Here is a 12,623-nt window from a genome sequence, read left to right on the forward strand (position 1 = left end):
TATGCAAAATAATAAGATAGGGATAATCTAGACAAACTAATAGCTTCATGAAACAACATCAATAATATTTATAGCGTAGAAAAACACTACCAATCGAATCACTAAATATAAAACTGATAATCAATTACTTTGGTTTAACCGCATCACCACTACCACTCCCCGTAGCCGTCATAATAATGTATTTAAAGTAATCTTTGATGGTTAATGAATCGATCATCTGCTTATCAGTTTCAGCCAATAGTTTAGGCGTAGACATATCAATATTTTGAACTTGGGCTAATCCTGTTACGCCAGGCAAAACATTATAAACTCCCAAAGCATCGCGTTCTGCAATCAGCTCTTCTTGATTAAATAAGTTTGGTCGAGGACCAACTAAACTCATCTGCCCCATTAATACGTTAATTAATTGGGGTAATTCATCAATTTTTGTCTTACGCAAAAAACTGCCAAACTTAGTGATCGAGGCGTTACTGGCAAGATGACTCGCAACCGATGCAGTATCCTTTCTCATAGTGCGAAACTTAATCAATCTAAACGGTTTTTTGTCTTTTCCTACCCGAGTTTGGATAAAAATCGGTGAGCCTGTATCAAACAAACCAATGATGGTAAAGATTAATAATATTGGCCATAGGAATAACAAACCAAAGAATGCTGCAAGAAAATCAATTAAACGAATCATGTTCTACCATTATTTAGTTTTTGCTTGAAGAAAAGCTTGCGCTGTTTGTTTGAACCCTTCTTGTAGGGTCTGAGGTGGCTTCCAACCTAAGGTTTCTTTCGTATGAGAAATATCGACCTGCAATGAACCGGTTAATCTATCCACTACATCTGACTTATCAAATAGTTTACCCACTAACTTGTAACACCAAATAGGTATAGGGAGTTGCCATGTGGGTTTATCTAGTGCTTTTGCCATTTCACGAACCATTTCGGAGGTCGAAACATCATGGTCATCTGAAACCAAGAATACTTGATTTGCCGCTTTAGGGTGGTCAATACAGGTGATAATTAAATCAACAAGATTAGTAACTGACAACAGACTACGTTTATTATGATTAATGCAACCAAATGGCAGCGGAACTCCTTTAGAAACTAAGTTCATCAATGAGGCAAAATTTGCCTTTACACCTGGCCCATAAACTAAAGTAGGGCGAATAATCACAATCTCCATACCTGTTTTATGGCCTAACTCTAACAATTGCTGCTCCGCTTCAGATTTAGAAATACCATAATTATCCTGAGCGTTATGTATGTCGTCAGCAGTAAAAGGTTTATGGAACGACGTACACTCACCATTTACCTTAATACTACTGATAAAAATAAAACGCTTGACACCAGCATATGCTGCTTGAGATGCTAAATTTAAAGTTCCCAATGTATTTACTTCACGATAGGCATCTAAAGGATTGTTTAATAGTTCATTCATAACATGTGCTCTGGCTGCACAGTGAATTATAGTTTCAACTTTATATAGAACTGATTTATAATCTTCATCTGGAGATATTTTTTTATTAAAATAAACATATCCATTATTAAAACCATCAGTACATCTAGATAAACAAACAACACTTTCAGAAGGTATTTTTTCAAGTACTTGACTGCCAATAAAACCTGTAGACCCAGTTAATAAAATCATCTATTTATATACCTGCGCCCCATTCTATACAATATCCGTCTAATAGGAATAGGCGAAAGCCTAAGGAAAAATTTAATTATAAGATTTTTTAAAAATGAGCGTAAAGGAATGATTCCACATTTAAAACCAAAGTAGCTAACCTTCAACTCCTTGAAAAAATAATCAATACCTCCTCTACGACTCAACATATTATCACCTACCCGAACATCAACTAATACATCAGGTAAATTGTGAAAAACCAAGTCAGTTGCCGCCAATTTAAGCCAAAGATAATAATCTTCTTGGAAATTTTGGCCTCCCTCATATCCTCCAACTTCGATAACTCTATCTTTTTTAAAAGCTACAGTCACATGATTCAATGGTGAGTAATAAGCCATAGTTTTCCTAATGTCAGAGTCAGAACTAGGAACAATACGCTTACCAATAGGAACTCCAAAATCTATGAATTCAGAAATAGCACCACCAACCAAACCAACCTCAGGATTTTTTAAAATAAAGTCTGATTGAATTTCAAATCTATTAAGCCTAGAAATATCATCAGAATCCATTCTAAAAACCCAATCACAGGTACAATATTTCAACCCAATATTCAGTGCATTCCCTAACCCAATATTATTCTCCAACCTAATAAGTGAAATAGGTAGTAATGATATAAACCTAGCAATTACTTCATCAAGGTTCTCGTTGAGCTGCCCATCACAGATTAAGACTACCTGTTTAGCTTTAAATGATTGATCATACAAACTTTTAAGAGATTGTTCTAAAAAGAATGGATCATCCTTATAGTAAACAGCCATTAAAACACTAAAACTAAAACTCATAAACATTACCTTTTAAACAATCAACATATTTTTAAAGTTTAAATTGACGAATAAAATAATTGTATAAATTATGAAAGTACAACAAAATGCAATCAATTTTATTTTCTTATCACAAAATGCCTTTATAACAAAAGAAATTAAAAACATTTCATACACAGTAAAAAAAAATGCTCCTCTACCTGCTAAAGTTCCAAACGAAGAGAAAAGAATGATCCAGAGCGTCCCAAACAAATATAAGTTAAGTAATGGATTATAATATTTACTTTCAATTCTAGTTGAAAATAAAATAAATAAGAATGATAAAAAAACGTACTTCAAAGTTGCAGGATTAAATAACCCAACAGATTTTGCATACCCATCTTCACCCTCAATATACGTTTTGAATATAGCTTCAGAAACTAAATCCTCAGCAACGTATACGATGAAATCTTTCAAAATGAATGAAAATAAAATTGACACAATAAGCAATAAAAAAAACTGATAGAAGCTAATTCTAACTTTAGACTTTACAATAAAGAATCCTGGCATAAAAATTAAAGCAGACTTATGAAAGGATAAAGATATACAATAGATAATTAATGATAAAACTTGTTTCCGTTCGAGCATCATAAAAATAGCAAGAATGACTAGCGAAGAAGCTAAAGCACTTCTAAGTTGTGTTAACTCTTGATACAAGAAGAAATGCGATGTATATATTGCAATAGGCAAAAGTAGATAAGGAGTCGCATTGTAGCTAGATAACATCTTAATTACTAATGAAAAAAACACGACAGACAAAGTCAAAAAACCATAGTCTGAGAAATTTAAAATTTGTAATAAATAGATAAAAAACCGATATCCAATTTCGAACTCACTACCACTATCAAGACCGATAAGATGATTATAATAAGAGGCACTATCACTTGTAGAATTTAATGGCTTAAAAAAAGATAAAATGCAAATACAACAAAATATTAAGTAAGCAAAAACAGTGGAATTCCTTTTTCTTAAAAAAAAGCATTCTATAAAACTTAACAGCCATATAAAAAAATATACAGTAAAGTAAATAATCACAGCATGCACAACCTATAGAGTTCAAGATAGTCATCAGCCATTTTTCTTGAACTAAAATTAGAATCAAATAGTGTCTTACAGATTATTCTTCTTTCATTTACCTGCTCAAGAGTTATACTTTTCATTGCAGAGAAAAACTCATCTACGGTATTACCAACAACAATTCCAGAATCAGGACTTAACCTATTAATCTCTAAATGTGGTAGAATGTCAGAGATAATATAAGTCACGCCTTCAGATAAAGCTTCCAAAAGAGCCATTGGTAGTCCTTCGGCCATTGAGCTAGACAAAAATACATCTGAAGAAGATAATAAATCCCTCACATTCTTACAATTACCTAAAAAAATAATATTTGATTTATTTTGATACTTAGTATTCAAAGAAGATAACAGCGGGCCATCTCCGATAACTATAAATTCATATTTTTCAATATCTAACTTAATGAAAGCATCGAGTAATGTCTGGGTATTTTTTCTCTGATTAAGAACACCAACACTAACAAATCTAAGCTTATTGCTATTACAATTTCCGGACTTGCGAGGTTTTAATTCTGACTCGGAAACACCATTACAAATACTTTTAGTTTCAAGCTGAAAGTGAGATAAGAGATATTCTGCTACCGAATTTGAACAGGAAACACGATATTTTATTTTTTTTAACACTAACAAATGTAATCTATATAATATATTTCCGAGTAATTGACCATACAATAATATATAATCCTTATCCATAGAATTATGAATTGTTGTATAAGTATTATTGCTTGCACTAAAGGCAAAAGCAGAAGCTATATCTGGCAATAAACAATGAGAATGTACTACATCATAAAAATTAAGATCTATATCTGAAGCCAAAAAAAATACTTGTAAAAGCTTACTCCTTGAAGATATGAATATTTTATTTGCAAATTGTTCAAAATCTTTGAATCGCCCTCCTTTACTAAAAGAAAAGACATGAACCTCATTATCTTTTGATAATTTCTTTACCAATTCAAAAACCACATTAATAGGTCCTGCAGACTCCAATGATGGCACTATAAACAATATTTTCATAACTTTCCGGACCTATTACAATAATATATCAATACAATATCAAACCGTTATGACCAAACCAATCGCTCTGAATGATAAAATCGAATACCATAAATTAGTTAACATTTTACATTCCGAGTAAAACTAACAAGTCAATCGCCAAAATTTATATTCAATATTAATAAAAGATAATTCAACATGTTCACAACAACAATAAATATTGAAAATATCATTAATAATCCAACAATATGCTATTTAAGTAAGTATTTAGACATTTTTTCTGCTACAATTTTAGGTGCGTGCATCATTAAAGCATATTCTTGCCCATGTCTTTTAATCTCATCCAATTTCTCCCTATTCTCAATTAACGACTTTAGCTTTACATATATATCATTTTCATCATTAATTATTGGTATAATAGGGCAATTTGAAATACACAAGTCTTTTTTAAAAAAATCATTAGCTGGTGCTAAAACTACATGCCCACTGAGCAATCCATAAATTGCATTCATACCGTAAGAATTACCTTTAGTTTGATCAATTGAAATATCAACTGACTCTAGCAACTTCATATATTCTTCAAAGGGCAGTTTTTCAGGAAGAAAAACTTCGACATCATTAATATATTCGGATTTTATTTTATTTAAAGCTAATATAATTTTCCTAGTACCTTTAAAATCTTCTCTATTTATACCATGCATAATTCTTATTTTTTCGCCAAAAACTTTCGTTTTCAAATTAATTAGCATTCCATCACAGGCTAGTGGTATGGTACTTACAACTTTATTCTTATATTTAGATAAGGACCATGCTTTTTGGTAATCATACATAACTGGTATTACTCGATAAGAAACATTAGCTACTATTTTATGAACAAATAACTCAGTTAAACGAGTATAATACTTAACATCAGGAAATTGCGTATCAATGTAAGGCCAGGATCCTAAATTACCTAATTTACCTTGTTTAATGAACTCTACATCATCCCCACAAGCTAAAAGATTAATTCTTATCCCTTTAATTTTAGCTAACAATATTACTATTGGGCCTAAATATTTAAGTCCAAAAAAAGAAGGGTTTAATACAATAATATTATCAAAAGATAATATCCTGGGAATTAAAGCGATAAATTTAAATAGTTTTATAAATTTATTTTCATCATGAAATGAAATATCACCTTTTATTTTTTTGAACCCATCACCACCAAAACTTAAAACTTCTGCATGATAGCCAAGTTCATTAAACCCCTTAGCTAGTGATTTTCCATAACCACTATATTCACCATAAACTAAAACTTTCATAAAACACCATATAATCTTTGTTTTAAAAAGTGCAAATAAAAGCATTTCAAGTACACTTTAAAATCATATTTTTGTTAAAAAATTACTCAAAGCTATGTCAACATACACTAGCTAACAACTAACGTCCATAATAAATAGTAACTAAAAAATCATCTTCTCTCCAATAAAAAATTTCACCGTTCACAATCTTCCGCTCCAAAAAATCAACTACTTTAGGAGCAAACATAACTTTCTGAGAAAAATAAGATCAGCATTATTATACAACAATATAATTTATTTACTTCGATTTTACGAATTTAAAAGCTAGATTACATTTTTAGAAATTACCTATCCACTTCACTAGACGAAAACTTACACTGTCAAAACAATATTGATTCTGTGCTAACTACTACTAAACAATCTTCACAGCATTACCTTTTCAGTTATTCTCTGAACACATCTATATTTCAAAAACATAAATTTTATTCAGGGATACTGGTTACGACTAAAAAATACCTGTTTACACCAATTGTAATCATAGCGTTACTGTTTTATAAGGTGCTTAACATCTAATCTCAAACTGTAAAATTTCAAACATTACCCTACTTTATAGCGATTATGTCTGAGGGAGATTTTTATCCACTACAGCACCTGTAACACTGTTATCTCCGAGCGCCCCCTGTAAAATAGTGACGTTAGCTCCGATAAAAACATTTCGACCGATACTCACCGATTTACAGTGATGATAACAACATTATTAATATTGAATTGTTGAGCAATATTGATCTCAGCACTAAATGCCTTGCTTCAAGATAAAACTCACCACGATATAGGTTCTACGAAAGGTAGACTCCCAGAACACAACCATTATTCAAAAAACTTTAACGTTTCCTTGCACACTTAAGGCTTGTATGACACAAACCATACCAGTATAAAAATGTTTGGTAGCCAATCGAGCTTATTTAAAAAGATAGTGCGACGTTTAATTGTGATTAACGGGCAAATCTTTTTACATTTAAGATGACAATTAAAAAGTATATCGAATAATTAACAAAGTACGCAACAATTGCACCTTCCAAACCTATATTCATAACAAATAAGTAGGTTAAGGCCACAAATGATAATGAGAAGATAATTTCAGTGCACACAAACCATTTGGTAGCACCACGCGATAGCATAGGATAAGCATACAACCAACTGGCAATTTTTAGCACATCACCCGATAACTGAATAGCAAATAAATCTCGTGCAGATCTAAATTCTTCAGTAAATAATAATGTGATAGCTAAATCACGGAAAATATATATTCCTAACGCCATTACTACCACTATAGGAATAATGACTATTACTGTTTTATTAATTTCAGCAACAATAGCATCAATTCCCACTAACGATGAAAGTTTTGGTAAATAGTAGGTACCTAACGCTATAGTAATCACGCTAAGATACACTTCAGAAATTTTCCAAACAGCCTGCCACTGACCTGCCGCATCCCAGCCCACTTGGTCAATTAATATATTTCGCACAAGGATTAGGGATATAGGTACAGTTAGCGCAGTGGTTATAGCCATCAGCATATAGGCACCAATTACCTCACGTGACTTGCTGTCGGTAGCCCCCCACCAATAGCAAAACTTGAACCAAGGTTGGCGCAAATTAGCTATCAGCATAACAACTCCAATTAAGGCCGATTGTAAAGCCGCCGCTAAGAGTGCACCTTGAATATTGTACAGCACGATCATGGCTAACATCACGCCGCCTGAAACTAACACTGACACCATACCAAGACCGACATAGCGGCGAAATAACTGTTGACCGTTTATCACGGAATTACACAGGGTACCTATTGCGGATAATGGTAACACACACACAGTTGCCATCACGACCCAAGTTAATCCCGTATCTTCAAATAACCAATTAGCGATATGAGGAGCTAACAATAAACCACTCGGAATGATTATTGCTGAAATAACTAGCACCCATTGCAACGAAGCACGCCACCAAGGCGTACAAGCATCATATCCTCGGTCCTTATTTTCGGCTGTAAAACGTATAATTCCACTACCTACTGGCGCATTAATGATCCCATTAAGGCTTCCCACCATGCTCTGTACTTGACCAAGCATGGCTAAACCGGTTGGACCAGTATAAATCGCAACAACCTTGGCAATTACAAATCCTATTACCATTTTGAGTAAAGTTAACAACCCAGTCATTGCAGTGACTTTTAACAGACGCCTCATGCATTAAAACCATTTAACACATTGATCACTTTCTTAATAGTATCATTGCTCATGGTAGGATCTAAAGGAATAGACAAAACCTGTTGGTGAATCTGCTCGGTCAGCGGCAATTGTATTTCGGCATATTGGCGATAAGCCTGCTGCTTATGCGGTGGGATCGGGTAGTGAATTAAGGTTTGAATGCCGTTAGCCGCCAAATGCTGTTGTAAGGCTTCACGATTTTCACAACGCACCACAAACAAATGCCAAACATGGGCAAGCTCTTCAGTCACAACTGGCAATACAATTAATGGGTTACTGATAAGCAAACGATATGTTTGAGCAATCTGCTGACGACGTTTTGTTTCAACCTCTAAATGGCGTAATTTAACGCGTAACATAGCCGCTTGTATTTCATCTAGACGGCTATTGACACCCTGATAAATATTTTCATATTTTTTATGAGAGCCATAATTACGCAATGCTCTTAAAGTTTGTGATAATTCGTCATTATTGGTAGTTATAGCACCGGCATCACCGAGTGCCCCCAAGTTTTTACCTGGGTAAAAACTAAAGCCAGCCGCATGGCCCCAATTACCAGCCCGTTTACCGTTAATCTCAGCGCCGTGTGATTGAGCGCAATCTTCTAAAACTAATAAATTAAATTCATCGGCTAGTGCCATAATCTCCTGCATAGGTGATATTTGGCCATATAAATGTACAGGTAAAATTAATTTCGTTTTAGCGGTAATAGCTTTGCGAACAGTCTCACAATCTAGATTATAGGTTTTAGGATTGGGTTCAACTAATACAGGGATTAAGTCATTTTCAGTAATAGCCAATACTGAGGCAATATAGGTATTAGCTTGAACAATAACCTCATCACCCGCTTTAAGTTTACCTAACACCTTCCAAGCACGAATAGTAAGTATTAAAGCATCTAAACCGTTAGCAACACCGATAGAATGTTTAGTGCCGCAATAGCGAGCAAACTCAGTTTCAAATTGAGACAGCTCATTTCCCATAATATACCAACCAGAGTCAATAACCCTGGCGCAAGCTTCTTTTAGCTCATCTTGATATTGTTGATTAACTTTCTTTAAATCCAAAAAAGGAACTGTCATATTATTTCTCATTAAATTCACTTAACCATGCTGAAATAATCTCTGCCGGATAGCCACGATGAAATCGATTTCGCCATGGATATGCCTTCAATTTAGGATTATTGTACATTCTTAAAATTTTAGCATCGCAGATTATTTTTATTGGATTGCCATTAGCTAATTTACCTTCTGGAACATTTTCCTTAACAACTGAGCCAGCACCTACTACACTATCTTTACCTATAATCACACCAGGTAAAACGAGTACTTTGGCAGCTAAAACCGCAAAATCATTTATAGTTACACCAATTAGGTCTGTACTTGGCGGGGTAGGATCATTTGTTAGTAGCACTTCAGGAAATAGCCAAACGTAATCACCAACTTTTGACATTTTACCAATATGTACATCTGCATGACATTTTGTAAAATTACCGATAGTACAGTCACCTTGAATGTCTGAACGATTACCAAACTGACATCCGTTCCCTACTATCGAGTTTTCTCTAACACTGACATAATGACCCGTATTTAACGAGTCGCCAATTTTTGAACCTGCATAGAAAACATTGTGACTCCTAATATTACAATTATTACCAAATATTAATTCTTTCTTCTTCGCCAATATCGAAGGTATACCTAACTCAGAGTAAGCCCCAACACGACAACCAGAACTTAAATAAACATTATCATGAACTATTGTAAATGGTCCAATTTCAACATTCTCTTCAATTATGGCTAAAGGAGAAATAATTGCTGAAGGATGAATTAATACTGCCATTATGCAGTACTCCCTGCATCAACGGTAAGTGTTGTACCAGTAATGGAACTTGCACCGTCTGAAAGTAAGAAAATAGCTGCTGAAGCAGCATCTTCTACATTGGCTAACCGCCCTAATGGACTTCGTCTTTTAATTGATTGCAATTTTTCGCCTTGCAAACCAGCTGTCATTGCGGTTTCCATATAACCAGGTGCAAGTGTATTAACTGTAATATTGGCTTTACCGACTTCCCTTGCTAGTGATCTTGTAAAACCAGAAAGTGCTGATTTTGATGCACCATAAACACTTAATCCATTAAAACCTGTACTACCTATAATTGAACCAACATTTATGATGCGCCCACATTGATTTAACAACATAGAGCGGCTCACATACTTCGTCAATAAAATGGGAGAGGTAATATTTGTAATAATAAGTTGATTAATATCACTTTCGTGCATTGTTGCTAAAACACCATCATGACCTATAGCCGCATTATTTATTAATCCGTATGGGCGCCCATGATCTTTAACTATTTTTTTAACTAAATCTGAAATACCTTCAGTTTTGGCGAAATCATAACCATAAAAAAAAGCCTGATTAGGATAATCTAGCTTTAATTGACTAAATTCTCCCTCACGACGACTAATACAAACAACGCTATAATTATTCTCAATTAGTTTTTTTGAGATAGCCAATCCCAATCCTTTACTTGCACCTGTGATTATAACTAATTTCATGAAGCCTTACCTCTCATGACTTTTCCGACAGAATTTTTTTCAATTTCACTAACAAATTTGACTAGTGCAGGCACTTTAAATGGTTGAAGTTGAGTATGACAAAATGACTGCAGATCTTTTTTAATATAATTTTTATCAATACTTGGATCTTTAAGAACAACTTCACAAGCAACCAACATCCCCATCATTGAATTTTTTTTGCCAAAAACGTAACATTCAGATATAGCATCATGTTTTAAAATAACACGTTCAATTTCTTCAGGAATAACTTTGTTCCCTCCAACATTAATCGTACCACTTTCGCGGCCCATAAATAAAATCCTATCATCAACGATAGCAACTAAATCACCTGTATTTATGTATCCATCCATATCTAACTCTAATAAACCGCTAATCATAGTATTTGATGTGTTTTTAGATTTAATCCAAAGCGTACCATCTTTAATTTTCAGGCTTGTTCCTAATAAAGCTGTTTCATCTAAAAATGCTAACGGAAAACCCTCTTTAACATCTTTTACACTAAAGCCAACGCCAGCCTCGGTTGAAGCATATATATGAATTATTTTAGCTTGAGGATATATGGTCTTAAGACTGTTTAGAATTGTTTGTTCTGCAATCTCACCACCTAAAGTTATTCGAGTAAAGTTAATTGATGCACTTTTTGGATCCATTAATAACTTACGAAAAAAAGAAGGCGTAGCGGATAAACAGTTTGCATTGCTATTTATCAATAAATTTATGACTTGAGCGATACTACTATCAGACTCTAGAATAGTTAATTTTGAACCAGATAAAATTGTTTGAAAATAAACTTGTAAGCCAGCAAAACGATTGACGTCATAAACTAAAGCCCAATTGTAAGCTAGACCTTTAGCTATGTCAGTTTTAGCCGTTCCAATAAGCTGTTTAAGCTCGTAAGATACCAACTTGGGTGTCCCCGTTGTGCCAGATGTAGCGAGTATCATTTTACGTTTAAGGCCATCAAAAACTGGTTCAGATATTTTAGTTATTTCGACACCAGCTTCATTGAAATTAAAATGGTAATTAGACTGGGTTTTAATAAAAAAATCTTGCTCAATTTCTTCCTGTAAATCATCAGGCAAAATCAATAAATTTTTTGCTAAATAAGATACCGCTGGCAAAAACTTTGTAGCCAATTCACGATTTTTAAACTTAACAGCAATGTTACATCCAAGGTACTGAGAATTTTCATCAATAAATCGATTTGAAATATTAACTATTTCTGCATAAGTAATATTTTTTGATTCAACTGATAAAAAAAACCTATCACCAGGCACTATATTTAGAAGACTTAAAATTGTTTCTTGATTATTATTTTGAATATTTTTCATAAATTGCTACAAAGTCACCAAAAGTTTGAGGATAGACTGCATTTTCCATTAACTGAAATGGATCGTAATCAAGTTCTTCCTCTAACAAGGCTACTAAAATTGCAAAGCCTAATGAATCTAATTCAGTTTCTAGTAAAACTGTATCATCGCTTAATTCAGCATAAGATTTAGTTACACTAGTTTGCGCCAGAGCTTCATTAAATTTTTCTAAAATTATTTTTCTTAGCATATTTTAATTTCCTTTAAAAATTGTTGATAATCACGAATGTAATCATCTTCATCGTATATATCACTAGCTAAAACCATTAAAACGCAACCTTCAGAGAAATCGTACATCTCATGCCATTGCATCGCATCAATTAATAACCCTTTGTCAGGCGTAGTTAATATCACTTCTTGCTTATCTTTGCCATCATCCATCACAAAGCGACAAGAACCTTTAAGACAAATAGCGACTTGCTTAAGTTCTTTATGAGCATGAAAACCACGAGCTACGCCTTCAGCCGTGTTATAAATATAATAAACTCGTTTAATATCAAATGGAATTTGCTTGTTTGCTTCCAATGCCACCAAGGCACCACGCTCATCACCTAGCGTGCGAAAATCAAATAATTTAATCTGACTCATC

At 33.6% G+C, this 12,623-nt stretch carries 13 protein-coding genes; all 13 read right to left on the reverse strand.

The window, feature by feature from the left end:
* Positions 1-124: 124 nt before the first annotated feature.
* A complete protein-coding gene (locus L5M40_RS13905) occupies positions 125-679 on the reverse strand; it encodes a sugar transferase (RefSeq protein WP_263256774.1) in 555 nt (184 codons plus the stop codon).
* Positions 680-688: 9 nt separating this feature from the next.
* Entirely contained in the window at positions 689-1,636 is a 948-nt protein-coding gene (locus tag L5M40_RS13910) for a UDP-glucose 4-epimerase family protein (RefSeq protein ID WP_263256775.1), read from the reverse strand.
* Positions 1,633-2,457, reverse strand: a complete 825-nt coding sequence (locus tag L5M40_RS13915) for a glycosyltransferase (RefSeq protein WP_263256776.1) — start codon at positions 2,455-2,457, stop codon at positions 1,633-1,635. Before L5M40_RS13915 ends, L5M40_RS13910 begins: the two co-directional genes overlap by 4 nt.
* A 12-nt stretch (positions 2,458-2,469) precedes the next feature.
* Positions 2,470-3,519 (reverse strand): EpsG family protein, encoded by a 1,050-nt coding sequence (locus L5M40_RS13920; protein ID WP_317629676.1) that lies wholly within the window; start codon positions 3,517-3,519, stop codon positions 2,470-2,472.
* On the reverse strand, positions 3,507-4,562 hold the full coding sequence (locus tag L5M40_RS13925; RefSeq protein ID WP_263256779.1) for a glycosyltransferase family 4 protein: 1,056 nt from the start codon (positions 4,560-4,562) through the stop codon (positions 3,507-3,509). Before L5M40_RS13925 ends, L5M40_RS13920 begins: the two co-directional genes overlap by 13 nt.
* A gap of 230 nt (positions 4,563-4,792) precedes the next feature.
* On the reverse strand, positions 4,793-5,842 hold the full coding sequence (locus L5M40_RS13930) for a hypothetical protein (protein ID WP_263256781.1): 1,050 nt from the start codon (positions 5,840-5,842) through the stop codon (positions 4,793-4,795).
* A gap of 971 nt (positions 5,843-6,813) precedes the next feature.
* Positions 6,814-8,064: an O-antigen translocase gene (locus tag L5M40_RS13940; protein WP_263256784.1), complete on the reverse strand. Its 1,251-nt coding sequence runs from the start codon at positions 8,062-8,064 to the stop codon at positions 6,814-6,816.
* Positions 8,061-9,167, reverse strand: a complete 1,107-nt coding sequence (locus L5M40_RS13945; protein WP_263256785.1) for a DegT/DnrJ/EryC1/StrS family aminotransferase — start codon at positions 9,165-9,167, stop codon at positions 8,061-8,063. The genes L5M40_RS13940 and L5M40_RS13945 overlap by 4 nt, the downstream gene beginning before the upstream one ends.
* Position 9,168: 1 nt before the next feature.
* Positions 9,169-9,924: an acyltransferase gene (locus tag L5M40_RS13950; RefSeq protein WP_263256786.1), complete on the reverse strand. Its 756-nt coding sequence runs from the start codon at positions 9,922-9,924 to the stop codon at positions 9,169-9,171.
* Positions 9,924-10,643 (reverse strand): SDR family NAD(P)-dependent oxidoreductase, encoded by a 720-nt coding sequence (locus L5M40_RS13955; protein WP_263256787.1) that lies wholly within the window; start codon positions 10,641-10,643, stop codon positions 9,924-9,926. The genes L5M40_RS13950 and L5M40_RS13955 overlap by 1 nt, the downstream gene beginning before the upstream one ends.
* Complete coding sequence (locus L5M40_RS13960; RefSeq protein ID WP_263256788.1) at positions 10,640-11,995, reverse strand: AMP-binding enzyme; 1,356 nt, start codon at positions 11,993-11,995, stop codon at positions 10,640-10,642. Before L5M40_RS13960 ends, L5M40_RS13955 begins: the two co-directional genes overlap by 4 nt.
* A complete protein-coding gene (locus L5M40_RS13965; protein ID WP_263256790.1) occupies positions 11,976-12,224 on the reverse strand; it encodes an acyl carrier protein in 249 nt (82 codons plus the stop codon). The genes L5M40_RS13960 and L5M40_RS13965 overlap by 20 nt, the downstream gene beginning before the upstream one ends.
* On the reverse strand, positions 12,218-12,622 hold the full coding sequence (locus L5M40_RS13970; RefSeq protein WP_263256791.1) for a sugar 3,4-ketoisomerase: 405 nt from the start codon (positions 12,620-12,622) through the stop codon (positions 12,218-12,220). Before L5M40_RS13970 ends, L5M40_RS13965 begins: the two co-directional genes overlap by 7 nt.
* Position 12,623 lies beyond the last annotated feature (1 nt).

Source organism: Shewanella sp. SM68, from assembly GCF_025653925.1.
Classification (GTDB): domain Bacteria; phylum Pseudomonadota; class Gammaproteobacteria; order Enterobacterales; family Shewanellaceae; genus Shewanella; species Shewanella oncorhynchi.

What these genes read in the sequence shown, in the direction of transcription:
- L5M40_RS13945 (WP_263256785.1), bottom strand. Translation starts at nt 9,167, where the DNA reads ATGACAGTTCCTTTTTTGGATTTAAAGAAAGTTAATCAACAATATCAA.
- L5M40_RS13930 (WP_263256781.1), bottom strand. Translation starts at nt 5,842, where the DNA reads ATGAAAGTTTTAGTTTATGGTGAATATAGTGGTTATGGAAAATCACTA.
- L5M40_RS13905 (WP_263256774.1), bottom strand. Translation starts at nt 679, where the DNA reads ATGATTCGTTTAATTGATTTTCTTGCAGCATTCTTTGGTTTGTTATTC.
- L5M40_RS13970 (WP_263256791.1), bottom strand. Translation starts at nt 12,622, where the DNA reads ATGAGTCAGATTAAATTATTTGATTTTCGCACGCTAGGTGATGAGCGT.
- L5M40_RS13960 (WP_263256788.1), bottom strand. Translation starts at nt 11,995, where the DNA reads ATGAAAAATATTCAAAATAATAATCAAGAAACAATTTTAAGTCTTCTA.
- L5M40_RS13915 (WP_263256776.1), bottom strand. Translation starts at nt 2,457, where the DNA reads ATGAGTTTTAGTTTTAGTGTTTTAATGGCTGTTTACTATAAGGATGAT.
- L5M40_RS13965 (WP_263256790.1), bottom strand. Translation starts at nt 12,224, where the DNA reads ATGCTAAGAAAAATAATTTTAGAAAAATTTAATGAAGCTCTGGCGCAA.
- L5M40_RS13910 (WP_263256775.1), bottom strand. Translation starts at nt 1,636, where the DNA reads ATGATTTTATTAACTGGGTCTACAGGTTTTATTGGCAGTCAAGTACTT.
- L5M40_RS13955 (WP_263256787.1), bottom strand. Translation starts at nt 10,643, where the DNA reads ATGAAATTAGTTATAATCACAGGTGCAAGTAAAGGATTGGGATTGGCT.
- L5M40_RS13940 (WP_263256784.1), bottom strand. Translation starts at nt 8,064, where the DNA reads ATGAGGCGTCTGTTAAAAGTCACTGCAATGACTGGGTTGTTAACTTTA.
- L5M40_RS13925 (WP_263256779.1), bottom strand. Translation starts at nt 4,562, where the DNA reads ATGAAAATATTGTTTATAGTGCCATCATTGGAGTCTGCAGGACCTATT.
- L5M40_RS13950 (WP_263256786.1), bottom strand. Translation starts at nt 9,924, where the DNA reads ATGGCAGTATTAATTCATCCTTCAGCAATTATTTCTCCTTTAGCCATA.